Here is a 26,336-nt window from a genome sequence, read left to right as displayed (position 1 = left end):
GGCGCGTAGCCCCCCGGTCACTACCGAGCGTAGCTCGGCATCCACCACCGTGTGACCATGACCAACGCAATTCACCGCCCCGACTGGATCCCCGCGTCCGGGCATCAACTCCGTGTGACGGGGGTCCACTTCGACGCCGTACGGATCGAGGGCGCCCGAGGGGAACGCGTCGCCGGGCGGCTCATCGAGGCGGCGGACGGCGGGGACGCCGGACCGATCGTCTGCGAGGCGACCGGATACCGGTGGATGTACTTCCTGCTCGCACCGGGCGAGGTACGCCGACACGACTGGCCCCTCGGCGTACAGCAGTTCGGCGGGCGGAGCACGCTCAGCCTCACCTACATCGGGATCCCGGCCCTGGACGGCAACACCTGGCCCCTGCGCTGGTACAGCGAGCCGACCCCCGACGCTCCCTTCGTCGCCGCGGAGTCGCTGCTGGCGGCGGTGGGCGCCGGGTGACGCCGCACTCGCCACCCGGCGCCCATCTCCCGCAGAACGAGTGCCGTCGCCCTACCGGCCGCGCTTCGCCGGAGGCGGTGTGGTGTTGGCTTTGACCCGGGTCAGCGGCTCACCGATCCCGTCACTCGAGGAGGTGCTGTCTCCCGAAGGAGACGCCCCGTCCCGTTGCAGGAATCCGCCTGTCGGATTGGCGGGGGCGCTCGACGAGGATTGCGAGTCGAAATAAGAGGGCGCGTTGCGCACCTCCGCCGGCGATGCCACGGTCGACTGAGTCGTGATGTGCGCGAGTGGCTCCCCCCCGTACTGCGGGGTCCGGAACGCCAGCTCCCGGGCACCGGGCTGGTGTTCGGCGACTGTCGGAAGCTGCTGGGAGGACGAAGGCTCCATCCGGTCCCCGCGGCTGACGGTGGTGGTCACCGGCGCGAGAGTCCCGTCGCCGACGGAACCCCGGGACTGCACCGTCGCGACGGTCTCCGACCTGTCGAGGGTCGGCCGACTCTGCTCACCCGACTCCGTCGACGCGGGCGACTGTGTTCCCGACTTGGTCTGGATGGAATCGAGTTTTTCCATCAGCGTATACACGGCCGTTTCCTGGGAGACCCAGTTCGCCGGTGCGTCCGAGCCCTGCGAAGCACGGCGTTCCCACCCCTGCCACTCCTGGGCGGAAACCGCGTAGTTGTCAGGGAACGGCGTCTGGGAGGACGTCATGATGACGGCCGTGTTCGGATCCTCGTGCGCGGCGTCAATGATTTTCTTGAAGTTGTCGAGTGAATGCTGCATCCCGTCGCGGTTCCGGTAGATCGCGCGCCCGATCTGCTGGGTCTGGTATTCCCGACCCTGTTCCTGGATGTACGAATCCGTCTTCTGGAGCATCTGAACCCGGGCCCAGGACGCCCTGGAGGCGACGGTGAATGTGTCGGTCTCATCCAACACACCTGTCTGCTGATTCCTTCGGCGCACGTGGAAAGTGACACCGTCGACTTCTTTCTCAGACATCTTTCTCAGCAGCTCGGGCATCTCGATCTTGTTCAGCACGCTGCTTTCGTCGATGCCCCGCAGCACTTGCGCGTGGACCATCCCACGGCTTCCGGCCATGAAGTCCTTCGACTGCCCGCCCCAAACGTAGTTCAGAGTGGGGAAAGGGGTGTCTCGGTCGTTGCCGAAGTGAATGCCGTCGAAAGCCGAACCGGGTGCCGTGATCTCCAGGGTCCTGCCGTTGCTATTCTCCGCCAACAGCTCGGCCGGCATGCCGGTCGTCTTCGACCACCCTCCGGTGTTCTGGACATGGGTTGCGGCCGCCTCCGAGAGAGCTTTTCGCCAAGCGTCGTCACTGGCGTACTCGGGCTTGTCCTGATTCTGTATTCGCCAGCTGCCACGTACCTCGAAGGCCTTCTGTTCATTGAACAGTTCCATCATGTGGTCGACGACCGCTTGGTTCTCTACAGGCGTTACGCCGGTATTTATCTCCGGGCCTTCCACCCGCATTCTGTCGAAGACGGCGTCCACGGAATCACGGAGACCGGGGTTGTCGTCCCGCCGGAATCCCCTGTAACTATCCAGGCGTTCATTCGTCTTCGTGATACCACGTTCGAGCGCTGCCATGTCAACAGCCATAGCGGATCCTCCCCCTCGTGTTCCTACCGGTCACAGTCCGCCCAATCACGAGCGGACTACGGTGCACCACAACGGGAAACGCCGCACGACGGTTCAACGAGCGCCGCCTACTTGACCGTCCGCAGCCCCAACGGCCCGGCGATCTCCTCCGCCATGACCTTCCCGGCCTCCTCCGCGAGGGCGTCCTCGCCGAGGTCCTGGTCGGTGTCGAGGCCGTCCAGTTCTGCCAGGGGCTGGTTGAGGCGGACGTGGGCGACCACGGACTGGAGGGCGCGCAGGGTCGCGGAGGCGGTGGAGCCCCAGTTGGAGAAGTAGGAGAACTGCCACCACCAGAGGGCTTCCGTGGTCCGGCCCGCGCGGTAGTGGGCCATGCCGTGGCGCAGGTCGGCGATGACGTCGGCGAGGTCGTCGGAGATCCGCGCGGGGACCGGGGCCTTGCGCGGCTCGTAGGGGTCGAAGACCTCGGAGTAGACGTCGATCGGCTCCAGCATCAACGCGAGGCGCTCGCGGATGTCGTCCACGTCGGGCTCCGGGCCCAGATCGGGCTCGTAGCGCTCGTCGGGGAGGATGTCCTCGTGCGCGCCGAGGCGGCCGCCGGCCAGCAGGAGCTGGGAGACCTCCAGGAGGAGGAAGGGGACGGCCGAGTCCGGCTCGTCGCCCTTCGCCACCTCCGCGACGGCTACGAGGAAGCTCTCCACCTGGTCCGCGATCTGGACCACGAAGTCGTCCGGGTCCTGGGTGGTGTCGTGCAGCGTGGCGTCAGACATCTAGGAGTCGTCTCCCCTCGAAGGCGCGGCCGAGCGTGACCTCGTCCGCGTATTCCAGGTCGCCACCCACAGGGAGGCCGCTGGCCAGGCGGGTGACCTTGAGGCCCATGGGCTTGATCATGCGGGCGAGGTACGTGGCCGTGGCCTCGCCCTCCAGGTTCGGGTCCGTGGCGAGGATCAGCTCGGTGACCACTCCGTCGGCCAGCCGGGCGAGGAGTTCCCTTATCCGCAGGTCGTCCGGGCCCACACCCTCGATCGGGCTGATCGCTCCGCCCAGCACGTGGTACTTGCCCCGGAACTCGCGCGTCCGCTCGACCGCGACGACGTCCTTCGGCTCCTCGACCACACAGATGACCGACAGGTCGCGGCGCGGATCGCGGCAGATGCCGCACAGCTCCTCCTGCGCGACGTTCCCGCAGGTGGCACAGAAGCGGACCTTCGCCTTGACCTCCATCAGGCACTGCGCGAGCCGGCGGACGTCCGTCGGCTCGGCCTGGAGGATGTGGAAGGCGATCCGCTGCGCGCTCTTGGGACCGACGCCGGGGAGCCGCCCCAACTCGTCGATGAGGTCCTGGACCACGCCTTCGTACAAAGGACTGCCTTTCCTGGGTCCTCATGTCTCACGTGCTTCGGCGGTACGTACGTACCGTAGTTGGCCCGCGCCCCTCTTAGATAGGCGGGCCTCGGCCTCAGAACGGCAGGCCGGGAATACCGCTGCCGCCGCCGAGGCCCTGGGCCAGCGGGCCGAGCTTCTGCTGCTGGAGCGCCTGCGCGTTCTCGTTGGCCGCCTGGACCGCCGCGACGACCAGGTCCGCGAGGGTCTCGGTGTCGTCGGGGTCGACGGCCTTCGGGTCGATGACCAGGGCCCGCAGCTCGCCGGAACCGGTCACCGTCGCCTTCACCAGGCCGCCGCCCGCCTGGCCTTCGACCTCGGTGCGCCCGAGTTCCTCCTGCGCGTTCGCGAGGTCCTGCTGCATCTTCTGGGCCTGCTGGAGCAGCTGCTGCATGTTGGGCTGGCCACCACCGGGAATCACGATCAGCTCCTGGTTTCGTACGGCTGCGGGGACCGCCCCGGGAACGGCTGTGAGGACCGCTTCGGGTACGGCTTCGAGAGCGGGATTTTCCCGTTCAGCACGAGCCTACGTGGTCCGCGCGCCCGTCGCCCAAGCACTCTTTCGAGTGAGTCGGCCCGGAAGCCTATACCTGATCAAGCCCCACTTCCGGTCGGAAAAGCGGTGAAACCCGGTCCATCGCCACCCATTGGGCGGTAAGAAGGGGGCGACGCTCCTGCATCATGCGTCACGTGACGTCACGCAACGTCATCACCGTCGTCAGTAGGGAGTGCCGGGTGAGCCAGCCGGAGATGCGGCCCGAGGGGCCGCCCCAGGACGGGCGGGGCGGGCCGGGCGGGCGCGACGACGGCGCCGCGGGACCCCGGCCGGGCGACCTGACAGGGCGGCCGTTTCCGCTCGGGGACTGGGGCGAGCCCGCGGAGCGGCTCGACGAGCTGTACCGGTGGGTGGAGTGCGGGGCGCTCGACACGGCTTCCTGGTATCTCGCGGACCGGGTACGCAAGCGGCGGGGCGCCCGGGTGCTGCGGGGCGGGGCCGCGCTCGGGGCCGTCGCCGGGGCCGCCCTGCCGCTGCTCGATCTGACGGGCGCGGTCGGCGGGGTAGCCCCCTGGGGGTACATGGCGCTGCTGCTCGGGGGCGCGTGCGTCGCCGGGGACCGGTTCTTCGGGGTGACGTCCGGCTGGATAAGGGATGTGGCCACGGCCCAGGCGGTGCAGCGCCGCCTTCAGGTGCTTCAGTTCGACTGGGCGTCCGAGAGCGTACGGGAGGTCCTGGGCCCCACGGAGGGGACGGCCAGCGAGGCCGCCGACCGCTGTCTCGGCGTACTGCGGCGGTTCTCGGACGACGTGACGGAGCTGGTGCGGGCCGAGACGGCGGACTGGATGGTGGAGTTCCGTACGGGTTCGGCGCCGATGGGGATCCACTCGTCGATGTCCGGCTCGCCGCGTCCCGAGGGGTCCTCCCCGGGACGGCACCCGCTACCGCCGGGAACCCGTCCGAACATGCCCCGGCAGCGCCCGCCGGAGCCCCGGTAGGAAGCCGAGGTGCCCGTCAGAACCCCGCAGGGCCAACGCAGCCGCGCGCTCAGCCCTCGCCGCAGATCCTCAGCCCCACCGGCGTCCCGCACGGCAGGTGGCCGTGGGTGCGGATCACGTCCTGGCCGACGCCCCTCATGTAGGTGAGGAAGCTGGAGGCGAGGGAGTCGGCGGGCGGCGCGCCGTAGGTGTAGGCGTACTCGATCTCCCGGTACGGGTAGTTGCTGGTGCCGTGTTCGAGGTCCTCGACGGAGGCGTCGTGCCCGTCGAGACCGATCCGGTGCAGGCCGTCGACGTTGTCGGCGCTGTTGAGCTCGCTGTAGCCGACCGCGCCGGGCAGCTTGGCCACCGTGCTCAGCACCTGGTCGGTGGAGTCGAGCTCGCAGCGCACCACGGGGGCGGTCGGGTCGTCCTTGTGGACGCAGTCCAGCGAGGAGTTGGCGATCTCGCCGCGCTCCAGGACGCGCCGCTGGAAGACCTGCCGGGTACCGGAGTTGGCGTCCCGGCTGACGAGGAGGACGGGCAGGTCGGGGCCGTCGAGCTCCTGCCAGTTCTTGATCTCGCCGCGGTAGAGGCGGCGGGTGTCCTCGATCGAGATGTTCACGAGCGGGATCCTGTTGTTGACGACCAGCGCGAAGACGGAGACGGCGACGCGGTTCTCGCGGAGCTTGTCGAGTCCGTCCGGCTTGGGCCCGTCGGAGAGGGCGATGACGGGCGGCGAACCCTTCTTGGCCTTGAGTCCGGCGGTGCTGAGATCGCGCAGCCCCGTCTGGCTGCCGTGCGCGTCCACCGTGATGTCGGAACCCGCGCAGTCACCCTCGTACTTCTCGGCCAGCTCGCGCATCACGGGCGCGAAGGCGGTCGAGCCGGTGATCGTCAGGCTGCCCGTCGCGCAGCCGATCGGGGGCCGGGTCCCGTCCCGCAGCACGACGATCAACGCGAGCGTCACCACGCACACGGTGAGCAGCACGGTGATCAGCCGGGCCGCGCGGCTGAACAGCGGCGGCTGGTCGTCCGGTGTCGTACTGCGGTTGGGCCGGACCTCGCCGTCCCGGATCCCGCCGATGATCCGTACCGGGTCACCCACGTCACCGCCGGACAGCAGCACGAGCAGCTTGAAGTGCTCGCCCCGGTTGAGCGGGACGCGCGGGATGAGCAGGGTGTTGCCCTCGTAGGCGAGGCCCGCGGCACGCGTGAAGTGGTCCATCAGGTGGTCGGTGCCGGGCGGCTGGGTGACGGACACGCCGCGGATGGTGCGGTCCGTGAACACCGCGGTCAGGCCGTGCCGTTCACGGCTCGTGTAGTCGTCACCGGCGATGCTCTGCGAACCGTCGTTCTCTATCCGCAGCAGCACCAGCGTGGCGTCGGCCATGCCGGGCGCCTCGTCGAACAGTCCCTGCCGGACGTTCGCCCGCCCCGAACGCGCGTCGTCACCGATCGGGTTGTCCATCTGTACGCGGTACCCGATCTGCTTGCGGCGCGGCACCCGGCGCTCGTACCAGACCATCACGGCGGAGGCGACGACACCGATCACGGCGGTCCCGACAGCCACCACGTTCTCTGCGCTCAGCCACTCCACGTGCGCCACTCCCCCGAGCCCGCTGGTGCGGACACGGTACGGCGCGGAGCGGGAACCTCCGGGAGACCTCAGGTGAACTTCTGAGGCACCGTCAGCCGCTCTTCGTGTACGTCAGGGCCTCGCCCGAGCCCGTGTTCACCCGGCGCAGGCTGCCGTCCGGGAGGAGCGTGACCTCGGAGGCGGCCCCCGGGGAGCAGGAGGAGGCCGGTTCGCCGACGGAGACCTCGGAGGGGCCGATCGCCAACGACCCTCCGGTGTCCGGGGCCGCGGTCAGCACGGCCCGGAAGACACAGTGGTACCCCTCGCCGTCCGCGGTGAGCGCGAGGACGTTGTCGCCCACCTCGCCCTGTCTGATGACCAGTTGGCGGGTGTTGTGACCGCTGTCGTTGTCGATGCCCGCACTCCAGGTGCCGAGGTATCCCTCCGGGACCGCCCCGTCCTCGGATGCCTGCGTCGAGGACGAGGAACTCGGGGTCGTGGCGGACGGCTCGGGTGTGGTCGGCCCCGGAGTCGTGGACGCGCCGGTGGTGGGCAACGCCTTGGAGTCGTCGCGCCCGTCATCCCCGTCACCGCTCATCAGCGCGTACACGGAGCCGCCCGCGCCGAGCGCGACGACCAGGGCCACGACGATCAGGGCCGCGGTGGAACGGCCGCTTCTGCGCGGGCCCTCGGGCTCGGGGGCGTGCGGCGCGACTCCGGGACCGTAGGGGGAAGTCGGCCCGTACTGCCCCGGCTGCTGACTCCAACTGTGCTGCTGCGGATAGCCGTACGCGGGATGCGGTCCCTGCGCCGGGTACGCCGACGGCTGCGGGTGCTGCTGCGGATGGCCGTACCCGGGAAGCGGGGCGGCCGCGGGATGCGGGGCGGCCGACGAGGGCGACGCGTGCCCCGCGCCCATGGCGGCGTCCGTGCCCGCGACCATCGTGGGCATGTTGCCCACCGGAGCGGGCCGTCCCGGCGCCGGCTGGTTCGGGGTCTCCTCGGAGGGGGCGGGGGCGTGCTCGGGGGAGGCCTGGGGCGGAGCCGCGGGTACCGGCGCGGCCGGCGCCTCGGACAGGTCCGGCGCCGGGGCGGGGGCAGCGGCCGGGGCGGCCGGTACCGGCGTCAGCCGTGTCGTCGGCTCCCCCGGATCCGGCCCCTCGTCCGGGTTCTCCGTGTCCAGCAACCGCACGGCGTGCCGCCCGAGTTGGGCCACCAGCGCACTCGGCAGCCAGGGATCGCGGGACCGCCCGTCCAGGACGGTGTCCTCCGCGCCGGTCAGCTCCAGGATCCGGCCGAGGGAGGGACGGGCGGCCGGATCCTTGCGCAGGCAGGCCCGTACGAGATCGGCGAGGCCCTCAGGCACGCCCTCCAGGCCGGGTTCCTCCTGCGCGATGCGGAACATCATCGCGTGCACACCGGAGTCGGCCGAACCGAACGGAAGGGCGCCCGTGGCGGCGTACGCGAGGACCGAGCCCAGGCAGAACACGTCGCACGCGGGAGTGATGCGGTCACCGCGGACCTGCTCGGGGGCCATGAACCCGGGGGAGCCGACGAGCGCGCCGGCGCGCGTGAGGCCGCTCTCGGTCATGGTCTCCAGGGCGCGCGCGATCCCGAAGTCGATGACGCGGGGGCCGTCGATGGTGACCAGGATGTTCGAGGGCTTGAGGTCCCGGTGGATCAGCCCCGCGGCGTGGATGTCGCGGAGCGCGTGGGCGAGCCCCGCCCCGAGGATGCGCACCGACCGTTCGGGCAGCGCCCCGTGGTCGTGGCCCACGACGGCCTGGAGGCTGGGCCCCGCGACGTAACCCGTGGCCAGCCAGGGGATCTCGGCCTCGGTGTCCGCGTCGAGGACAGGCGCCGTCCAGTACCCGCCGACCCGTCGCGCGGCCAGCACCTCGTGCCGGAACCGCGCCCGGAACTCCTCCTGTTCGGCGAGTTCCCGGCGCACCAGCTTGACCGCGACCGTACGTCCCCGGTCGGACCGCGCGAGATACACGTGCCCCATCCCGCCGACGCCGAGCCGCGCCAGCAGCCGATACGCCCCGACCTGCTGAGGATCCCCCGGTGCCAGGTTCTCCATGGCTGCGCCCACCCTCCCCCGTACCTGTGCGACAGCCCGAGGATAGTGCGGCCGTACGGGGCGGCGGGCGGAGCGGTGTCTACGGTTCCGTAACAGGGCGTGCCGATTTTGTGACATCACCCGCACTGTCCGTCGCCAGGGCGTCGAGCGCGGCCGACAGGCGTTCCAACACCCTTACGGTCTCGGCGAGTTGATCCTCCCCAAGGGTCTCGGCCAGCCGGTCGGCGAGATCCGCGTGGCCGGGGTCGATCGCGGTGACCGCGGCGCGGCCGTCCCCGGTCGGAGTGAGGAGCTTGGCGCGGCGGTGCGCGGGGTTGGGCAGGTACTCGGCCAGCCCCTTCTCCACCAGCAGGTCGGCGATGCGCTGCACGCTCTGGCGGGTGATGCCCATCGCGCGGGCGATGCCGGAGACGGGCAGCGGCTCGCGGAGCACCGCGCCGAGCACCTGCCACCAGGCCGCGGTGAGTCCGGCGGGCCGCGCCAACTCCTCGGCCACGGACAGGAACTGGCCGTTCAGCCGGAAGACGCCGAGTGCGCTGCGGCTCAACAGGTCCTGGCGTGCTTCGCTCACTGCCCGGCCTTTTCGAGTACGGCGTAGGCCTCGGCGTCGGAGTCGTGGAACAGCCGGTACCAGGCGTCCAGCACCTCACCCTCGTACACCCCGAGGAGCCCGAAGACCTCGCGGGCGAACGCGACGGGTTCGGTGGGACCCGCGGTGACGAGGTTCCCGTCGGTGACGGCGTCGGTGTCGACGTACCGCTCACCGCCCTGGTAGCCGGTGGCGGCGAGGTAGAAGGACACGGCGCTGGTGTGCGCGCGGTCGTCGAGCAGGCCCTCGCGGGCGAGACCGGCGGTGGCGCCGCAGATGGCGGCGACGGGGACGCCCGCGTCGAGGAACGCGCGGGCCTTGCGGGCGAAGGGGGCCAGGTCGTCGCCCGCGTCCCAGAGGTCCGCGCCGGTGAGGATCAGCAGCGAGCTGTCCTCGGGGCGGAGCTCGTCGAGGGCTAGGCCGGGCTGGACGCGGAGGCCGCCGATGGTCGTCACCGGCTCCCGGGTGGGCCCGACGGTACGGATCTCGCGGCCGGCGCGGGCGAGGTGGGCGGTGGTGTGGCCCGTCTCCCAGTCGGCGAACGTGTCGTAGACGGCGAGGTGTACGGGCTTGGGGGCGGCGGTGGACCGGGATTCGCGGTTCATGGTTCCTCCTCGGGTGAATATGTAAGCATGCTGTCACTTGGACAGCATGCTGTCAATCGATCCCGAGGGAGAGCCTCCTCCTTGCGAAGCACTCCTTGCGAAGCACTGCCTGTGAAGCACTCTCTGTGAAGCCCGACAGACTGTCGCGTAAAGCCCACGACCGCAGACAGGACGCCGATATCGCGTCCGCGTCGTGGACATTTACGCTTCGGCGCATGACCCCTCAGCCCAACCCCCAGGCCGGCGCCGCCGTGAAGGCCGCGGACCGTGCGCACGTGTTCCACTCCTGGTCCGCGCAGGAGCTCATCGACCCGCTCGCCGTCGCCGGCGCGGAGGGGTCCTACTTCTGGGACTACGACGGCAAGCGGTATCTGGACTTCACCAGCGGGCTCGTCTTCACCAACATCGGCTACCAGCACCCGAAGGTCGTCGCCGCGATCCAGGAGCAGGCCGCGACCCTGACGACGTTCGCGCCCGCCTTCGCCGTCGAGGCGCGCTCGGAGGCGGCCCGGCTGATCGCCGAGCGGACCCCCGGCGACCTGGACAAGATCTTCTTCACCAACGGTGGCGCGGAGGCCGTCGAGAACGCGACGCGGATGGCGCGTCTGCACACCGGGCGCCCGAAGATCCTCTCCGCATACCGCTCGTACCACGGAGCCACCTCCGCCGCGATCAACCTCACCGGAGACCCGCGACGCTGGCCGAGCGACACCGGCGCGGCGGGTGTCGTCCACTTCTGGGCGCCCTTCCTCTACCGCTCCCCCTTCCACTCGGAGACCGAGGCGCAGGAGTCGGAGCGGGCGCTCCAGCACCTGGAGGACACGATCGTCTTCGAGGGGCCGGGCACGATCGCGGCCGTGATCCTGGAGACGATTCCGGGCACGGCGGGCATCATGACGCCGCCGCCCGGCTATCTCGCGGGGGTGCGCGCGCTCTGCGACCGGTACGGGATCGTCTTCGTCCTGGACGAGGTCATGGCCGGGTTCGGGCGTACGGGGAAGTGGTTCGCCGCCGATCACTACGACGTGACGCCGGACCTGCTGACCTTCGCGAAGGGGGTGAACTCCGGGTACGTGCCGCTCGGCGGCGTCGCCATCTCCGGGGCGATCGCGGAGACCTTCGCACGACGGCCGTACCCCGGCGGTCTGACGTACTCCGGGCACCCGCTGGCCTGTGCCGCCGCCGTCGCCACGATCAACGTGATGGAGGAGGAGGGGATCGTCGAGCAGGCCGCGCGGATCGGTGAGACGGTCATCGGGCCCGGGCTGCGCGAGCTCGCCTCGCGGCATCCGAGCGTGGGCGAGGTGCGCGGTACGGGGGTCTTCTGGGCCCTTGAGCTGGTGCGGGACCGGGAGACGCGGGAGCCGCTGGTCCCCTACAACGCCGCCGGCGACGACAACGCCCCGATGGCCGCGTTCGGTGCCGCCGCCAAGGCGGGCGGCCTGTGGCCCTTCATCAACATGAACCGCACCCATGTCGTGCCGCCCTGCAACATCACCGAGGGCGAGGCTAAGGAGGGACTCGCGGTCCTGGACGAGGCGCTGACGGTGGCGGACGAGCACGTGGTGTGAGGCGGGGAGTTCTTCGCCCCCTCCGCCCCAGACCCCGCTCCTCAAACGCCGGAGGGGCTATTTCCAGCCCGTCCGGCGTTTGAGGACGAGCGCGTCAGCGCGATGCGGGGGTCTGGGGGCGCAGCCCCCGGGGACGGGACGGGCAGGGGCGGCGGGGGCGAAAAAACCCTCCCCTACCGCCCACCGCGTAAGGTGACTGGCTCCTGGACACCAGCGACAAGGGAGCCCGACAACCATGCCCGGCACCGGCGGCAAGGGCGCCGTAACCCGCAGCACCCTGCGCCAGCAGCTCGCGGACGCACTCCGCGACGAGGTGCTGGCCGGCCGCCTCCAGCCGGGCCAGGCGTTCACGGTGAAGGAGATCGCCGAGCAGTACGGCGTCTCCGCGACCCCGGTCCGCGAGGCCCTGGTCGACCTCTCGGCCCAGGGCCTCCTGGAGGCCGACCAGCACCGCGGCTTCCGCGTACGCGAGTACTCCGCCGCCGACTACCGCGGCATGATCGAGGCGCGGAGCCTCGTCACCGACGGCATCTTCCGCTCCATCACCACCGGCGCCCTGACCCGGCCCCAGGACCCCCGCACCACCGCCGCCCTCGCGGGCGTCCGCCGCCGCGGCGAGGAGGCCCAGCGCGCCGCGGCGGCCGGCGAGCTGAACATCCTCATCGGCTACGACCTCCGCTTCTGGCGGGAGCTGAGCGGCCTCTTCGGCAACCCCTACCTCGGCGACTTCCTGCACCGGCTGCGCATCCAGTCCTGGGCCTGCGCGGTCCAGCACCTGCGCCGGGTGGCCGACCTCAGGGGCCGGCTGTGGTCGGCCCACACGGAACTCGTGGACGCCCTCGTCCGCCGCGACCCGGCCGAGGCGCAGGCGATCGTGGCGGCGTACAACGCGCACTCACTCGCGCTGATCGAGGGCCTGGCCCAGGGGCCGGACGGATCCGGCGCTTGAGGGCGCCGGAACGTTTGACGGGGAGCGCTTCGGGCGATCGGTGGAGAACCGGAGTTGTGCACCGGTACCTGACCGAGGCCGCCGCGCGCACTACGCTTCCCTGACCATCGTGCACACCAAGGAGCTAGAGGAGCCGTCTGTTGGCCTGTGACCTGTGGCTGGTCCCGCTCGTCGACGTGTTGTGCCATACCCCCGACAATCCCTTCGCCGAAGAACTCGCGCTCTACGACAAGACGCTGGCCGAGGCAGGACTCCCACCGGTCCCCGTGTACGCGTACATGCCGGGCCTGTCCGGCGACGTGGCCCCGGTCGCGGGGTTCGACTACGACGCGCTGCACTTCCTGCGCCGCGCGTACCTGCTCCAGATGTGCGGGCTCGCGGTGACGCCGGTGGACGAACTCGGCGGTGACTACGAGCAGTTGCTGGAGATGTTCGGGACGAACGCCCAGCAGTCGCACCTCGTCTGGCACTACGACCACGCGGGCGCGTACGTCCCTGTCGACTTCCCGCATCCGCTCGCCAACGACGAACTCCTCGCGGGCGGCGGCCCGCTGGGCTCCTCCCAGACCCTTCTGCGCGAACTCGAGTTCGTGGCCCCGTCGATCGGCATCGACCCGGCCAACCCGCCGGCCACGCCGCAGCCTCCCAGGGCTCCCACGGACCTGGAGGAACCGGCCGCCCCGGCCCCCTACGACGCCAGCCCCTTCGCCCGCGAACGCCATGTCTGGCTGGGCCTGCACGCGGCCGCGACCCGCAGCCTGGCGCAGGGATCGATGATCGTCTTCAGCTGAGGCGAAGGCGGCGGAGACGGAGCGGTGTCCGCGAGCGGGGCCTGGTCGTGAACAGTCCGGCCGTGCCCGCGGACACCGCACCGCCGCCCTGATCGTGAGCGGTCCGGATCCGCCCGCGGACACCGCACCGCGCGCGCCCCTTGCACCCCTGCCCGGCGAGCGGTCAGCGCATTTGGCCGAGGCCCTTCTGGAGGTCCTCGCCGTTCATGATCGGGGTGATCTCGAGCTCGGCGTTGAAGTGGGTGAGGAACGGCTCACCGACCGCGGGCACCTCCGAGCTGTCCTTCATGTCGAGGACCAGGAGGGCGGTACGCCGGCCACCGAGAGGCCCGAAGTAGGCCGCCTCGGGCTTGATGTGGTCCAGGATCTCCGTCAGCAGCTCGGACATCTTGCCGCTGCGGAGCGCTTCGTTCGACTTCTCCGTGTCCATCGTCGCCCTGAGCAGGACGCGCATCGCACTCACCTTCTCCTCGTCGGCGCGCATGCGTTTGAACATCCAGCCTATGCCCGTTATGTGAGGTGTGCGCGGTCGTGCGACGCCCTCACGTGCGGCTCAACCGGGCGGAAGGGGCGACCACGGACACCCGGGTCCCCATGCTGCCCGACCGTCAGCAAACGGCGCCATTCACCACGGGGTTCACAGTATGCTCACAGCTGCCCGGTCCGATCATCTGCACCATGAGCGCCTGACCGGTCTACCCACTGTCAGGAGAACGAGCGCCTGACGGGGCCTACCCGCTGTCAGGAGCATGACGCCACGATGGACAAGCCACTCCCGAGACCAGCCGCCGACGCCGGAGCCGAGCGAGCCGCCCGCTCCCGGGATCCGTGGTGGGACAACGCCCGGTTCACCTCCGCCACCCTGATCGTGGTCCTGCACACCGTGGGCAGCATCATGAGCCGGGTGGAGGTGCTGCACGCCTTCCACATCGCCAGTTGGGCGTTCCGGGTGCCGGCCTTCGTCATGCTGGCCGGCGTGTTCAGCAGCGCGGGTCCGCTGAGCTCCCGCAACCTGCGCTCCCTGTTGCAGAGCATCGCGCTGCCCGCCCTGATGTTCAGCCTGCTCTTCTCGGTGGAGAACTACTGGCTGGGCTCCAAGTTCGTCCTGCACGTGGTCCAGCTGCCGTGGACCCTGTGGTTCCTGATGTCCCTCTTCTGCTGGCGGCTGCTGCTGCCGCTGGTGGTGCAGCTGCGGTACCCGCTGATCATCACCACGGGCATCGCGCTGGCCGTCGGATACATCGACGAGTTCGGTCTGCCGTTCTCCGCGAGCCGGACCCTCGTCTACCTGCCGCTGTTCTACCTCGGCTGGCGGATCGGCCAGGGCCACCTGAACGCCTGGTTCACCAGCCGCTGGAGCCTGCCCGTGGCGGTCTCCGGCCTCCTGGCCTCCTGTGCCGTGGGCTGGCTGTGGCACAAGGACATCAAGGGCAACTGGCTGTCGATGCGCCACCACTACACCGCCGCCGACCCGCTGAGCCTGGAGTTCGCCTGGGCCATCCGGCTGGCGGTGCTGGCCACGGCCGCGGCCCTCGTCCTGTGCATGCTGCGCCTGATCCCCCGGCGACGGCTGCCGCTGATCTCCGCGATGGGCGCCGGCGGCTTCACCATCTACCTGCTGCACCCGCTGGTCATCCTGCCGCTCCGGGAGCAGGACTGGATCTCCCGGGTGAACACCCGCGTCGAGATCGTCGCCCTGGTGCTGTGCGCGATCGCGCTGGCGATGATCCTCGGCTCCGCCCCGGTCCGCCGCCTGGTCCAGCCCCTGACCCGCCCCCCGGTCGGCTGGCTCTTCGCCCCCACCGCACCACGCCAGCAGCCGGTGTACTCACCCGCATCCACGCCCCCGGCCGCCCCGGAGCCACCCCTGCAGGTAACAGTCCCGGCCCCCCGAGGCACCACCGAACAGCCGGCCACGACCCCGGCCCCGGCCCCGGCCACGAGAACGTAGCCGGGGCGCCGCGAACGCCCGCTTCGTGCGTGTGCCCCCGTCCGGTGTCGGACGGGGGCACACGCACGAGAAACGCGGCTGAAGCGCCGTACCAGACGCTAGATGAACGAGTTGATCTCGATCGTCTCGTCACGCCCCGGGCCCACGCCGATCGCGGAGATCGGGGCGCCGGACATGTCCTCCAGGGCCCTGACGTAGGCCTGGGCGTTCTTCGGGAGGTCGGAGAAGGACTTCGCCTTGGTGATGTCCTCGGACCAGCCGGGGAGGGTCTCGTAGACGGGCTTGGCGTGGTGGAAGTCGGTCTGGGAGTACGGGAGTTCCTCGACGCGCTTGCCGTCGATCTCGTACGCCACGCAGACCGGGATCTCCTCCCAGCCGGTCAGGACGTCCAGCTTGGTGAGGAAGAAGTCGGTCAGGCCGTTCACCCGGGTCGCGTAGCGGGCGATGACGGCGTCGAACCAGCCGCAGCGGCGGTCGCGGCCCGTCGTGACGCCCCGCTCGCCACCGATACGGCGCAGCGCGTCACCGTCCGCGTCGAACAGCTCGGTCGGGAACGGGCCCGCGCCGACCCGGGTCGTGTACGCCTTGAGGATGCCGATGACGCGGCTGATCTTCGTCGGGCCGACGCCCGAGCCCGTGCACGCCCCGCCCGCGGTGGGGTTCGAGGAAGTGACGAAGGGATACGTGCCGTGGTCGATGTCGAGGAGCGTGCCCTGGCCGCCCTCGAAGAGCACGACCTTGTTGTCGTCGAGCGCCTTGTTCAGGAGCAGCACGGTGTCCGCGACGTACGGCTTGAGCCGGTCCGCGTAGGTCAGCAGTTCCTCTACGACCTGCTCGACCTCGATCGCCCGGCGGTTGAAGACCTTGGTGAGGAGCTGGTTCTTGCCGTCGAGGGCCGCCTCGACCTTCTGCGTCAGGATCGACTCGTCGTACAGGTCCTGGACGCGGATGCCCACACGGTTGATCTTGTCCGCGTACGTCGGGCCGATGCCGCGCCCGGTGGTGCCGATCTTCCGCTTTCCGAGGAAGCGTTCCGTCACCTTGTCCACCGTCACGTTGTACGGCGTGATGATGTGCGCGTTTCCGCTGATCAGGAGCTTGGACGTGTTGACGCCTCGCTCGTTCAGTCCGTTCAGCTCGGAGAACAGGACCGACGGGTCGATGACGACTCCGTTTCCGATGACCGGAGTGCACTCCGGTGTGAGGATTCCGGAAGGGAGCAGGTGGAGGGCGTACTTCTGATCGCCTACGACTACCGTGTGGCCGGCGTTGTTGCCGCCCTGGTAGCGCACCACATAATCCACGGAACCGCCGAGCAGGTCCGTGGCCTTTCCCTTGCCTTCGTCACCCCACTGAGCACCGAGCAGCACAAGTGCGGGCACGCGCGTACACCCCTTCCGGGCGGGGCATGTCCAAGGTCGGGGACGTACGCGGCTGTTGTGCACGGCTGCGTACGCCGGCGGCCGTCTTTGGCCGCGAACCTTCGGACCGGATGCCCCGGAATAGACCAAGCCCCTGGCGCAATAGCGCAAGGGGCTCTTGCACAAAGATGCTACCCGAGGAAGCGAGGCATGACCGAGGTGGCGCTTCCCGACCAGCTCCTGGTGGTCATCGACCCGGTCGCCCGTCGCAGTGACGGTGAGTCGGTACGGATCGCAAAAGACGTGCTCAGCGCCGGTGCGGCCACGAAAGTGTGCCTCCCGGACGGGCCTGAGGAATTTGCTCGCGCGCTCGCCCGGCGGGGGTCCCGGCGGCCCGTCGTGGTCGGGGACGACCGGGCGTTGCTGCGGGCCGTTTCGTTGCTGCACCGGCAGCGCGCGCTGGGGGCGTGCGCCGTGTCCCTGGTCCCGGTGGGGGGTGTGCTGTCGCTCGCCCGGTCGCTCGGGGTGCCCATGGGGGCCGTGGCGGCGGCCCGGGCGGTGCTCGACGGGGCGGAGCGGCGGATGGATCTGCTGGTGGACGACAGCGACGGGGTGGTGGTGGGGGCCTTGCGGATCCCGTCGCTGCCCGCGCCGTCGCCCTCGCCGGCCGGGGTTCCGCTCGCCGGGGACCCGGCCGCCGTCCGGCCGCCCTGGCTGCGGACCTGCCAGTCACTGGTCCGCACGCTGGCCTCGCGGCCGGGGCGTCTGGTCGCCGCGCCCGGATCCGCGCCCGCGCGCCCGTCCCGGCCCATGCGGCTGCGGGTCGAGGTCGACGGGGCGCTCGTCGTCGACCTCGACCAGCCCGTGGAGGCGGTTTCCGTGACGCCGGGAGTTCTCGGGGGCGCCGAGGTCGTGGTGCGGCCCGTGTCCGTGGGAGCGGCGGTCGCCCCGCTGCGGGTCGTGGGCCGACGCGTCACCGTCTCCGGAGCGGACTTCCGCTACCGCGCCGACGCACTGGTCGGAGGCCCGGTGCGAACCCGCACGTGGGTGGTCTGGGAGAGGGCGTGGGGACTCACGTTGCCGGTGAGGTGAGGGGCCGTCCCGGGCGGGCTATGGGTGGGGGCGCGGGTGGCGAGCGCAGGTGGTGCACTCCCGTAGCCCTCCGAGGCACCGGCGACAGCCTCCGGCGGCACCCCCGTAGCCCCATGGGCCCCAGCAGCTGTCCCCGACACCGACGAGCCAAATGAACCCCAGGACAACCATTCGTGTCCGACGGGTGTCTCAATGGCATGGCAGGGGCGATGGGCGTTCCGCCGGGAGGAGCCCCGATGACCCAGCGGCGGCATCGAGTCGGAGCCGTGCTGGCAGCTTTCGCGGCGACGGTCGCGGTCGCGGTATGGCTGCCGGTCACGTCCGCCCAGGCCGCCGACGGCCCGGTCGTACGCGTCGAGTTGCAGGACGACGACCTGGGACTGCCCGTGCCACCGACCCCGGACGACCCGACGATGGTCAACTGGGGCCTGCGCAACGACGGCCCCGGCACGGCCGAGGACGTCACCATCAGGGCGGACCTGAGTGACGTCGTCGACTGGGTCACCGCGGACGCGCCCGTACCGGCGGACCACATCTACGTCTGGCCCTCCCGTGACGTCCCCGAGGGCGAGGCGGCCGGTTCGCTCATCGGCCTCAGTGCCAAGCCCGGCACCCCGCTCGGCACCACCGGCACGGTGACTCTCAGCGGCACGTCCGCCAACGGCACCGTGGTCTCCACCACCGCGAAGGTGACCGTGGGCACCACCGACCTGAAGGTCAACCGGCTGGCGACGCGGACGGGCGACAAGCCCGGATCCACGATCGCCACCCCGGTCACGATCAGCAACGTCGGCACCCTGCCCTCCGACGGAGTCCAGCTCCGGATGCGTACGACCATCGGACTCTCGTACGCGGACCGCTACACCAACTGCGTGTACTCCACGGTCAGCGAGCCCTCGTACCGCACCACGCGGCAGGCACTGTGCACGTTCGACACGGTGATCGAGCCCGGCAAGAGCTACCGGCTGGACCGGCCGGTCGGGCTGGACGTGACGCGACAGGCCCTGTTCGAGTACTTCAGCCACGAGGCGCTGCCCCTGTCCGGCGCTGACCTCACCCCGGCGCCGGGGAACGGCAACGTACTCTCCCTCGTCGCCGCCGGAGACGCCGCCACCGACGGCACCCCGATCAGCAGGCAGCACATCGACGCCGACAGCACCGCCGACATGGTCGCGGGCGGCGACACCGCGAAGGGCGAAGCGGGCGATGTGGTGGACGTGACCGTCTCCCTCGGCAACGAGGGCCCGGGCTGGGTCGGCTACAACGCCGGCGACGACCAGCCCGCGCTCCTGGTGACCGTCCCCACCGGCACCAAGGCGGTGCGGATCCCGGGCCGTTGCAGCGTGTGGAACGAGGAGGCGCGGGCCGGTACCGGTGAACAGACACCGGGCGCGCCGCAGTACATCTGCGGCCCCCGCCCGACGGAGTTCACCGTCGGCGACACCCGCACCTTCCGGTTCGGCCTCGAGATCCGCGCGAACGCCGGGACGACCACCGGCGAGGCGCGGGCGACCACGTCCTACGGCAACACCATGACGTTCGACCACACGCACGGCAACGACACCGCGGCCGTCACCGTCGAGGTGGAGGGCGGCGGCACCCAGGCACCGAGCGCCTCCGCACCGAGCGCGTCCGCGTCCGCCATCGCCGCGACCGGCGGCAACACCCCCCGGACACAGACGGTCTCCGCCGCCGAGGACACCGGATCCCTCGCCTCAACCGGCGGCAGCGCGCTCACGGCCGCGGCCTGGGGCGCGGGCGCCCTGCTGCTCGGCGGCGCGCTGGTGCTCACCGTCAAGCGAGGCAGCCAGGCCCGATGAGCCGGGGGTGACCGAGAGGGTCACCCCTCGCCGAAGACCTGGTCCCGGTGGACGCGCCAGCGGTCCATCATCAGGACGATCTCGCCGTCCATGAACTCGAAGAAGGCCTGGGTCTCGGCGAGCCGGCGCCCCGCGGGGGTCTCGGCGCCGAGGCTGTCGACACCCTCGCGCAGCGCGTACGCCCAGCGCTTGAGGATCGCCTCCCGGTTGGTCAGCGCCTCGTACCACTGGTCGCTGTGCACGCGGTAGCGCTCGCGCCGTGAGCCGGGTTCACGCTCGCGCGAGACCATGTGCACCTGCGCGAGGTAGCGCACCGCGCCGGAGACCGCTGCCGGGCTGATCCGCAGCTGTTCGCCGAGTTCGGCGGAGGTCATGGTGCCGGTGTCGGAGGCGAGCAGCGCGGCGAAGACCCGGGCCGGCATCCGCGTCATCCCCGCCTCGACGAGCTGCGCCGCGAAGCCCTCGACGAACTTCGACACCGCCTCCGGGTCCCGTCCGGCTCCGCTGGATTCGGTCATCCCTCGATCATCTCCCCTGCTCACGCACCGCCATCAAGTGTATCGGCCATTTACACATTTCCTTAACTTCACAAATTTCTGAAAGAAGCGTACGTTCGGAAACATGACGAAGGCAATCAGCGTCTCCGGACTGCACAAGTCGTTCGGCAAGACGCACGCGCTGGACGGACTCGACCTGGAGGTCGAGTCCGGTGAGGTGCACGGATTCCTCGGCCCGAACGGCGCCGGGAAGTCCACCGCCATCCGCGTCCTCCTCGGCCTGCTGCGCGCCGACTCGGGCGCGGCGCGACTGCTCGGCCGGGACCCCTGGACGGACGCGGTGGAACTGCACCGCCGGATCGCGTACGTCCCCGGTGACGTGACGCTGTGGCGCAACCTGTCGGGCGGCGAGGTGATCGACCTGTACGGGCGGCTGCGCGGCGGTCTGGACAAGGCCCGGCGCGCCGACCTGATCCAGCGGTTCGAACTCGACCCCACCAAGAAGGGCCGCACCTACTCCAAGGGCAACCGGCAGAAGGTCGCCCTCGTCGCCGCCTTCGCCTCGGACGTCGACCTGCTGATCCTGGACGAGCCGACCTCCGGCCTCGACCCGCTGATGGAGGAGGTCTTCCAGAGGTGCGTGGAGGAGGAACGCGACCGCGGCCGCACCATCCTCCTCTCCTCGCACATCCTCAGCGAGGTCGAGGAACTCTGCGACCGGGTCAGCATCATCCGCAAGGGCCGGACCGTCGAGACCGGCTCACTCGCCGACCTGCGCCACCTCACCCGTACCAGCGTCACCGCCGAACTCGCGTGCCCACCAACAGGGTTGGCGACGCTGCCCGGGGTCCACGACCTCGACGTCAACGGCAAGCGGGTCAAGCTCCACGTCGACACCGACAAGCTCGACGCCGTACTCCGCTCCCTCACGGACTCCGGCGTACGGTCGCTCTCCTCGACCCCACCGACGCTGGAGGAACTGTTCCTGCGCCACTACCAGGAGGACGTGCGCGACCCGGAAGGGGCGATGGCACGATGACCGCGGCCGGCACCGCCCCGGCCTTCGCGGTACGGGCCGGAGGCTCCCGCCAACTGGCGGGCACCGGAACCCTGTTGAGGTTCGCGCTGCGCCGCGACCGGGTGATGATCCCGCTCTGGGCCGGCGTGACCGCCCTGCTGGTCGTCTCCATGCCGGGCTCGCTGGAGACCATCTACAGCACCCCGGCCGAACGCGCCGACCTGGCAAAGCAGTTGCTCACCAGCAGCTCCCTGCGCGCCACCTACGGGCCGGTGTTCAGCGACTCGCTCGGCGGACTCACCGCCTGGCGCATCGGCGGCTACGCCGGCGTGCTCGCCGCGATCATGAGCCTGCTCATCGTCGTACGGCACACCCGTGACGAGGAGGAGAGCGGGCGCCAGGAGATGATCTCCGCCGGCATGGTGGGGCGGCGCGCCCCGCTGACCGCGGCGCTGCTGACGGCGCTCGTCGCCAACGGCGCACTCGCCCTGCTGATCACAGGCGGCCTGGCGGGCCAGGGCGCCGCCGGAGCAATGGCGTTGGGGTTCGCCGTCGCGGGGGTCGGCATGGTCTTCGCGACCATGGCGGCGATCGTCGCGCAGTTCACCGAGAGCGCGCGGCTCGCGAAGGGGCTGACGGGCGGGCTGCTCGGCGCGGCCTTCGTCCTCAAGGCGGCAGGCGACTCGGCGACGACCGACGGCTCGTCCGTCCTGACCTGGATCTCCCCCGTCGGCTGGCTGGAGAACCTCCGTCCCTTCGCCGCCGAACGCTGGTGGGTGCTGCTCCTGTTCGCCGCCGCCTGCGCCCTGCAAGGAGCCATCGCCTACGAACTCGCCGGGCGGCGCGATGTCGGCATGAGCTTCCTGCCCACCCGGCCGGGGCCCGCGTCGGGACGGCTCGGCAGTGCCGGGGCGCTGGCCTGGCGGCTCCAGCGGGGCAGCGTGCTGGGCTGGAGCCTCGGCTTCCTGGCCGCCGGCACGGCCTTCGGCGGGATGACGAAGGGGGCGGCGGATCTCGTCGGGGACAACCAGAAGACCCGCGAGATCATCGAACGCATGGGCGGCCAGAGCGGGATCACGGACGCGTTCCTGGCGGCGATGGTGGGGATGCTCGGGATGGTCGCCACGCTGTACGTCGTCTCCTCGGTGCTGCGGCTGCACGGCGAGGAGACCTCGCAGCGGGCCGAGCCCGTCCTCGCCGGACCTGTCGGCCGACTGCGCTGGGCCTGCGGCCACCTCGCCGTCGCCTTCGGGGGCGTGGTGCTGATCATGTCGCTCGGCGGGCTCGGTCTGGGGCTGGGATACGGCGCCGGCCTAGGGCCCATCCTCGGTGCGAGCCTCGTGCAGGTCCCGGCCGTCTGGACCCTGGGCGGTCTTGCCGTCCTCCTCTACGGACTCTCCCCCCGACTGGCCCCCGGCGCCTGGGGCGCGGCCGGACTCGTCCTCCTCCTCGGCTGGATCGGCCCCGCCCTGAACGTGCCCCGATCCGTCCTGAACCTCTCCCCCTTCGGCCACCTCCCCAAGCTGCCGAGCGGCGACATGACATGGCCGCCGGTCCTGATCCTCACGGCGACCACGGTGGCGCTGGCGGGGCTGGGGCTGGGGGCGCTACGACGCCGGGACCTGAGCGGCTGAGGGGACTGACGCGCTCGCGCTACGCGAAGCGGCCGAACTCCCCGGCCTGCACGCCGGTGACGAACGCGGCCCAGCTCTCGCGGGAGACGGCGAGCAACGGACCGCCCTGCGCCTTGCTGTCACGCACGGCACCGTCGCCGGTTGTTGTGGGGGCCACCTCTACGCAGTTGCCCTCTTGCGAGGAGTGCGACGACTTCCGGAAGGGGCCTACGACCTCGGTCATGATGTGTCTTCTTTCTTGCTGCTTCGCAGTGCGCTCCGAATGAGTCGCGCGCTTGCATCCGGTGCCAATGCCGCCGATCGGAGTAGGTCGTACGCGTTGCCGTAACGGGCAAGATCCTCAGGCGGTTCGACGATCGATGTGCCCAGCAGGTTCTCCATGGTCACGGCTTCGACAGTCGGTTCGGCGTCGAAGCTGAAGGAGGAGAAGGCATAGGTCGAGCCCGCGAGCGCCCCCGCACTGAACGGCAGTACCTGCACAGTGACATTCCGCCTCTTCCCGATTTCAAGGAGCGCGGACAGTTGTTCCTGGTGAATCCCGACGCTCACCAATGGGTGCACGATGACCGCCTCCCAAAGGATGGCCGAGTACAACGCCCCGCCTTCATCGATCTTGGCCTGTCGCCCCGCACGCACCTTGATCAAGTGCGCGACTCGTTCCGGGGAAACATAGTTCGGCCCCGCGGTAATGGCCGCCTCCGCATAGGCTGGAGTTTGCAGGAGACCAGGCACGAGAACCGGCTGCCACTCCCGGATGTACGACGCGTCGTCCTCCAACGCGATGTGGTCCAGGTAGTCCGGTCGCAGATGTTCGGCGTGTTCGAGCCACCAGCCCCGGTTCTTCGAGTACTTGGCCAACTCCTCAAGCTTGTCGCGGACTTCCCGGTCCACGACACCGTAGGCGTCAAGCAGCAGCCGCACCTCGATGACGCGAGGCGTCGCGTGTCCGCTCTCAACACGGCTGATCCTCGCCTGACTTGAAGCGATCACCTCGGCCGCCCGCGGCTGGTCGAGCTTCGCAGCCTGCCGGTACGTCCTGAGCGCCGTACCCAGGCGCCTGCTACGTACCGTCGGCCGTCCACCTGCGGGCATGGGCCCTCCCCTCTTCTGCAGCAACCCTGCCACACCGGGCGTCAGCCCTAGGCCCGCATCACACGATCGAGTTAAACGGATGCATGTATTCATGAGTTTCAGTTGTACGCGTCGCGAATTTGGACCTACCGTCAAACCACGCGCCAACCCACGGCGCGGTCTTGACGACACGTCAGGCGGTTCGTCGACATGCGCACGACCACCTTCCACATCCCCAAACACACACGACACGTGCCGACCGCACGGCACCACGTACGCAGAACCCTCGCCGACTGGGGACTCACCGGTGAACTCGCCGACAGCGTCACCGTGTCGGCGAACGAACTCGTCACCAACGCCGTGACCCACTGCCGTGTGGCGTTCGCGCGGATCGAGGTCACGCTCTCCGTACGGGGGCCGGACCTGGTCCTCGAAGTCTCGGACCCCGACAGGGACCGGCTTCCTCAGGCCCGCGGCTCCGGCCCGGACGGAGAGGACGGGCGCGGCCTGGTCCTCGTCGGGCGGTTGGCCGACGCGTGGGGACACCGGCAACAGCCGTACGCGAAGTGCGTGTGGGCCAGGTTCGCCATTGCGGAGAAGCCCTGTGAAGGGGCTGACTCATGGCCGGCTCGTGAAGGAAGCGGCTGAGGAGCTGTGGCAACAGCCGGACAGGAGCTGTCGGAATTGCAGAACGTCATTTTGTGCGTGGTCGCTCTACTGGGCGCGTTACTTCCCTTTCGGCCGCGCAGACGGGCTGGACGCGCTACGCCGGATCCGCACGACGTCGCCCGGCCGGTACGGACCCCGGACCCGTACGTGGGGCCCGTGGCGAACCCGTGCGAGGAAGCGGGGTTCCCGCCCGAGCCGTGGCAACGCGGGTGGGACGACGCCGACGACGACCCAGTCCGCCCGTACGTGCGCGAAGCCATGGGCGAGGAGTGGTCCCCGGGTGGATGGGGGCCACGGCATGGGTGAAGCGGCGGACGGCGTGCAGGTGTCGGCCGCGCCGGAGGAGCGGGAGTGGCTCGCGTGGCTCGGTCACGTGAGGACGTGTACCGGTGACTGCCGGTTCCGCGGCAGGGACTGCGCGACCGCGGGCGAACTGCGAGAGGCGTTGCGCGAGGCGCGGGCCCTGATCGAGACCGTCACGCCCCGATGACTGCCGTTCCGGAGGCGCCGCAGCGGTCGGGCGGAAGCCGCGCCCCCAGCGCTGGGCAGTGCAACACCTCTGGGGACACACGCAATTCACACAAGGCACGGCGGCCCGGGAACCCCGGGCCGCCGCGTCACGTCCATGACGGGCATGGGGCAACGGATGCAGGCCGCCGGTGGATGTCTGATCGGCGTTGTCGGCGCGGGGGCGGGGCTGACGGTCTGGGCCGTCGGCGTCCAGGGACGGTTCCGGCGGTTCGAGCAGGCGCCCGACTGGAGTGTGATCTACGTGGAACTCCCGTTGATGGTTCTGGGTGGGGTGGCCGCCTCACTGGGACTCTGGGCCCTCGGCCGACGGGTCAGAGCGCGACGCTGAGCCCCTCCAGCCCCCGGATCACGAAGGCCGGCTTGCGCACCGGCTCGGCGGTGAGAGTGAGTGTCGGAGCCTGGGCCAGCAGGGCGCGCAGGGACGCGGTCAGTTCCAGGCGGGCGAGCGGCGCCCCGATGCAGTAGTGGATTCCCGCACTGAAGGAGATGTGCGGGTTGTCCGCGCGGGAGAGGTCCAGCTCCTTGGGTGCGGTGAAAACGGCCGGGTCGTGGTTGGCGGAGCCGAAGAGCATGGCGATCTCGGAGCCGCGGGGAATTGTCGTCCCGTCGATCTCGACATCGTCGAGAACCCACCTCTCGAACAACTGCAACGGGGTGTCGTACCGCATCAGCTCCTCCACCGCGGTGGGAACGAGCGAGTGATCCGCACGCAGGGCGGCCAACTGGCCCGGGTTGCGGAACAGCGCCCACCAGCCGTTCACCGTGGCGTTGACCGTCGCCTCGTGCCCGGCGTTCAACAGCAGCACGCAGGTCGAGATCATCTCCTGCTCCGTCAGCCGCTCCCCGTCCTCGTACGCCTCGATCAGACCCGAGATCAGGTCATCGCCCGGCTCCTTGCGACGGGCCCCGATCAGCCCGAGCAGATACTCCGTGAACTCCTCCGAGGCCCGGACCGCCTTCGCCGCCGTCTCCTGCGAGGGGTTCATCTCGTACATCCCGCAAATGTCCGCCGACCACGGCCGCAGCGGCGCCCGGTCGGATTCCGGGATCCCCAGCATCTCGGCGATCACCGAAACCGGCAGCGGCTCGGCGATATCGGTGAGCAGATCGCCGCCGCCCGCCGCGACAAGCCGGGTGACCAGCTTCCCCGCCAGCTCGTCGACGTACGGCTTGAGCCGCTCCACCGTGCGCGGCGTGAACGCCTTCGACACCAGCCGCCGGATCCGCGTGTGGTCCGGCGGCTCCAGGTCGAGCATGCCGTGGTCGTTCAGGACGTGGAACGGCTCGTGCTCGGGCGGCGGCGCGGAGTGGCCGAACTCCTCGTGTGTGAAGCGGTGCTGGTAGGTCCGGCCGAGGCGGCGGTCCCGCAGCAGCGCCGACACGTCCGCGTGGTGCGGAACCAGCCACTGCTTGGTGGGCTCGAAGTAGTGCACCCGGCCACGGGCACGCAGCTCCTCGTACGCCGGGTAGGGGTCCGCCAAGAACGCCGGGTCCCACGGGTCGAAGGTCTGCGGAGTCTCCAAAGCTGCCATGACCGGACGCTAGCCCGACCCGCCCCCCGCTGAACAGAGGCGTCTCGACGCTCGGCCCCCTCCGGCC

At 70.4% G+C, this 26,336-nt stretch carries 27 protein-coding genes; 13 read left to right on the top strand and 14 right to left on the bottom strand.

From position 1 onward, the window contains the following. Window positions 1-51: 51 nt before the first annotated feature. A complete protein-coding gene (locus tag ACIBLC_RS22710) occupies window positions 52-459 on the top strand; it encodes a hypothetical protein (protein ID WP_399212932.1) in 408 nt (135 codons plus the stop codon). 51 nt (window positions 460-510) lie between these two features. On the opposite strand, the gene ACIBLC_RS22705 is transcribed toward ACIBLC_RS22710, so the two are convergent. The 4 genes from ACIBLC_RS22705 to ACIBLC_RS22690 all read right to left on the bottom strand — a co-directional run bounded on the left by ACIBLC_RS22705 (window position 511) and on the right by ACIBLC_RS22690 (window position 3,874). Continuing rightward, window positions 511-2,073, bottom strand: a complete 1,563-nt coding sequence (locus ACIBLC_RS22705) for a hypothetical protein (RefSeq protein WP_399212931.1) — start codon at window positions 2,071-2,073, stop codon at window positions 511-513. A 107-nt stretch (window positions 2,074-2,180) separates the two neighbouring features. Continuing rightward, the gene (locus ACIBLC_RS22700) at window positions 2,181-2,840 is read right to left on the bottom strand and encodes a DUF5063 domain-containing protein (RefSeq protein ID WP_399212930.1); all 660 of its coding nucleotides are present in this window, start codon (window positions 2,838-2,840) and stop codon (window positions 2,181-2,183) included. Beyond that, the gene (gene recR / locus ACIBLC_RS22695) at window positions 2,833-3,432 is read right to left on the bottom strand and encodes a recombination mediator RecR (protein WP_399212929.1); all 600 of its coding nucleotides are present in this window, start codon (window positions 3,430-3,432) and stop codon (window positions 2,833-2,835) included. Before recR ends, ACIBLC_RS22700 begins: the two co-directional genes overlap by 8 nt. 97 nt (window positions 3,433-3,529) lie before the next feature. Next, window positions 3,530-3,874, bottom strand: coding sequence for a YbaB/EbfC family nucleoid-associated protein (locus tag ACIBLC_RS22690; RefSeq protein WP_399212928.1), 345 nt, complete (start codon window positions 3,872-3,874; stop codon window positions 3,530-3,532). Between the two features lie 314 nt (window positions 3,875-4,188). On the opposite strand from ACIBLC_RS22690, the gene ACIBLC_RS22685 reads away from it, so the two are divergent. After that, entirely contained in the window at window positions 4,189-4,947 is a 759-nt protein-coding gene (locus tag ACIBLC_RS22685; RefSeq protein ID WP_399213181.1) for an SLATT domain-containing protein, read from the top strand. Between the two features lie 49 nt (window positions 4,948-4,996). Here the strand turns inward: ACIBLC_RS22685 and ACIBLC_RS22680 are convergent, their stop codons facing one another. From ACIBLC_RS22680 to ACIBLC_RS22665, 4 genes are all read right to left on the bottom strand, one after another. Then, window positions 4,997-6,526 (bottom strand): substrate-binding domain-containing protein, encoded by a 1,530-nt coding sequence (locus ACIBLC_RS22680; protein ID WP_399212927.1) that lies wholly within the window; start codon window positions 6,524-6,526, stop codon window positions 4,997-4,999. A gap of 91 nt (window positions 6,527-6,617) precedes the next feature. Further along, window positions 6,618-8,588: a protein kinase gene (locus ACIBLC_RS22675; protein WP_399212926.1), complete on the bottom strand. Its 1,971-nt coding sequence runs from the start codon at window positions 8,586-8,588 to the stop codon at window positions 6,618-6,620. Between the two features lie 79 nt (window positions 8,589-8,667). After that, window positions 8,668-9,159, bottom strand: coding sequence for a MarR family winged helix-turn-helix transcriptional regulator (locus tag ACIBLC_RS22670; protein ID WP_399212924.1), 492 nt, complete (start codon window positions 9,157-9,159; stop codon window positions 8,668-8,670). Next, window positions 9,156-9,782, bottom strand: a complete 627-nt coding sequence (locus ACIBLC_RS22665) for a type 1 glutamine amidotransferase family protein (protein ID WP_399212923.1) — start codon at window positions 9,780-9,782, stop codon at window positions 9,156-9,158. Before ACIBLC_RS22665 ends, ACIBLC_RS22670 begins: the two co-directional genes overlap by 4 nt. A gap of 215 nt (window positions 9,783-9,997) precedes the next feature. Here ACIBLC_RS22665 and ACIBLC_RS22660 point away from each other — a divergent pair, with 215 nt between their 5' ends. The 3 genes from ACIBLC_RS22660 (at window position 9,998) to ACIBLC_RS22650 (ending at window position 13,093) form a co-directional block, all read left to right on the top strand. Next, a complete protein-coding gene (locus tag ACIBLC_RS22660) occupies window positions 9,998-11,353 on the top strand; it encodes an aspartate aminotransferase family protein (RefSeq protein WP_399212922.1) in 1,356 nt (451 codons plus the stop codon). 235 nt (window positions 11,354-11,588) lie between these two features. Then, window positions 11,589-12,302 (top strand): GntR family transcriptional regulator, encoded by a 714-nt coding sequence (locus tag ACIBLC_RS22655; protein WP_399212921.1) that lies wholly within the window; start codon window positions 11,589-11,591, stop codon window positions 12,300-12,302. A gap of 140 nt (window positions 12,303-12,442) precedes the next feature. Then, window positions 12,443-13,093: a hypothetical protein gene (locus ACIBLC_RS22650; RefSeq protein WP_399212920.1), complete on the top strand. Its 651-nt coding sequence runs from the start codon at window positions 12,443-12,445 to the stop codon at window positions 13,091-13,093. Window positions 13,094-13,256: 163 nt separating this feature from the next. Here ACIBLC_RS22650 and ACIBLC_RS22645 read toward each other — a convergent pair whose 3' ends face one another. Further along, window positions 13,257-13,547 (bottom strand): hypothetical protein, encoded by a 291-nt coding sequence (locus ACIBLC_RS22645; protein WP_399213180.1) that lies wholly within the window; start codon window positions 13,545-13,547, stop codon window positions 13,257-13,259. A gap of 306 nt (window positions 13,548-13,853) precedes the next feature. Between ACIBLC_RS22645 and ACIBLC_RS22640 the strand changes: the two genes are divergently transcribed. After that, window positions 13,854-15,044, top strand: coding sequence for an acyltransferase family protein (locus ACIBLC_RS22640; protein WP_399212919.1), 1,191 nt, complete (start codon window positions 13,854-13,856; stop codon window positions 15,042-15,044). A 98-nt stretch (window positions 15,045-15,142) separates the two neighbouring features. Here the strand turns inward: ACIBLC_RS22640 and ACIBLC_RS22635 are convergent, their stop codons facing one another. Then, window positions 15,143-16,426: an adenylosuccinate synthase gene (locus ACIBLC_RS22635; protein ID WP_399212918.1), complete on the bottom strand. Its 1,284-nt coding sequence runs from the start codon at window positions 16,424-16,426 to the stop codon at window positions 15,143-15,145. A 189-nt stretch (window positions 16,427-16,615) separates the two neighbouring features. On the opposite strand from ACIBLC_RS22635, the gene ACIBLC_RS22630 reads away from it, so the two are divergent. Next, window positions 16,616-17,497: a diacylglycerol kinase gene (locus ACIBLC_RS22630; protein WP_399212917.1), complete on the top strand. Its 882-nt coding sequence runs from the start codon at window positions 16,616-16,618 to the stop codon at window positions 17,495-17,497. Window positions 17,498-17,733: 236 nt separating this feature from the next. Further along, window positions 17,734-19,317, top strand: a complete 1,584-nt coding sequence (locus tag ACIBLC_RS22625) for a hypothetical protein (protein ID WP_399212916.1) — start codon at window positions 17,734-17,736, stop codon at window positions 19,315-19,317. 20 nt (window positions 19,318-19,337) lie between these two features. Here the strand turns inward: ACIBLC_RS22625 and ACIBLC_RS22620 are convergent, their stop codons facing one another. Continuing rightward, window positions 19,338-19,835 (bottom strand): GbsR/MarR family transcriptional regulator, encoded by a 498-nt coding sequence (locus ACIBLC_RS22620; protein WP_399212914.1) that lies wholly within the window; start codon window positions 19,833-19,835, stop codon window positions 19,338-19,340. Between the two features lie 103 nt (window positions 19,836-19,938). On the opposite strand from ACIBLC_RS22620, the gene ACIBLC_RS22615 reads away from it, so the two are divergent. Together ACIBLC_RS22615 and ACIBLC_RS22610 are read left to right on the top strand one after the other, a co-directional pair. Then, window positions 19,939-20,853 carry an ATP-binding cassette domain-containing protein gene (locus ACIBLC_RS22615; protein WP_399212913.1) on the top strand — a complete coding sequence of 305 codons (915 nt, stop codon included), beginning with the start codon at window positions 19,939-19,941 and terminating at the stop codon, window positions 20,851-20,853. Next, on the top strand, window positions 20,850-22,466 hold the full coding sequence (locus ACIBLC_RS22610) for an ABC transporter permease (protein ID WP_399212912.1): 1,617 nt from the start codon (window positions 20,850-20,852) through the stop codon (window positions 22,464-22,466). Before ACIBLC_RS22615 ends, ACIBLC_RS22610 begins: the two co-directional genes overlap by 4 nt. A gap of 19 nt (window positions 22,467-22,485) precedes the next feature. Here the strand turns inward: ACIBLC_RS22610 and ACIBLC_RS22605 are convergent, their stop codons facing one another. After that, window positions 22,486-22,689 carry a DUF397 domain-containing protein gene (locus tag ACIBLC_RS22605; protein WP_399212911.1) on the bottom strand — a complete coding sequence of 68 codons (204 nt, stop codon included), beginning with the start codon at window positions 22,687-22,689 and terminating at the stop codon, window positions 22,486-22,488. Further along, window positions 22,686-23,558 (bottom strand): helix-turn-helix domain-containing protein, encoded by an 873-nt coding sequence (locus ACIBLC_RS22600; protein WP_399212908.1) that lies wholly within the window; start codon window positions 23,556-23,558, stop codon window positions 22,686-22,688. The genes ACIBLC_RS22605 and ACIBLC_RS22600 overlap by 4 nt, the downstream gene beginning before the upstream one ends. 189 nt (window positions 23,559-23,747) lie before the next feature. Here ACIBLC_RS22600 and ACIBLC_RS22595 point away from each other — a divergent pair, with 189 nt between their 5' ends. The 3 genes from ACIBLC_RS22595 to ACIBLC_RS22585 all read left to right on the top strand — a co-directional run bounded on the left by ACIBLC_RS22595 (window position 23,748) and on the right by ACIBLC_RS22585 (window position 25,065). Then, window positions 23,748-24,185: an ATP-binding protein gene (locus tag ACIBLC_RS22595; RefSeq protein ID WP_399212907.1), complete on the top strand. Its 438-nt coding sequence runs from the start codon at window positions 23,748-23,750 to the stop codon at window positions 24,183-24,185. Between the two features lie 319 nt (window positions 24,186-24,504). After that, window positions 24,505-24,696: a hypothetical protein gene (locus ACIBLC_RS22590; protein WP_399212906.1), complete on the top strand. Its 192-nt coding sequence runs from the start codon at window positions 24,505-24,507 to the stop codon at window positions 24,694-24,696. Between the two features lie 144 nt (window positions 24,697-24,840). Then, on the top strand, window positions 24,841-25,065 hold the full coding sequence (locus ACIBLC_RS22585; RefSeq protein ID WP_399212905.1) for a hypothetical protein: 225 nt from the start codon (window positions 24,841-24,843) through the stop codon (window positions 25,063-25,065). Here the strand turns inward: ACIBLC_RS22585 and ACIBLC_RS22580 are convergent. Next, complete coding sequence (locus ACIBLC_RS22580) at window positions 25,049-26,269, bottom strand: cytochrome P450 (RefSeq protein ID WP_399212904.1); 1,221 nt, start codon at window positions 26,267-26,269, stop codon at window positions 25,049-25,051. The genes ACIBLC_RS22585 and ACIBLC_RS22580 overlap by 17 nt on opposite strands. Window positions 26,270-26,336: the final 67 nt, after the last annotated feature.

The sequence above is a fragment of the Streptomyces sp. NPDC050535 genome, from assembly GCF_044457665.1.
Classification (GTDB): Bacteria; Actinomycetota; Actinomycetes; order Streptomycetales; family Streptomycetaceae; genus Streptomyces.
The sequence above is the reverse complement of the archived record's forward strand: the minus strand, read 5'-3'. Positions and strand labels throughout refer to the sequence as shown.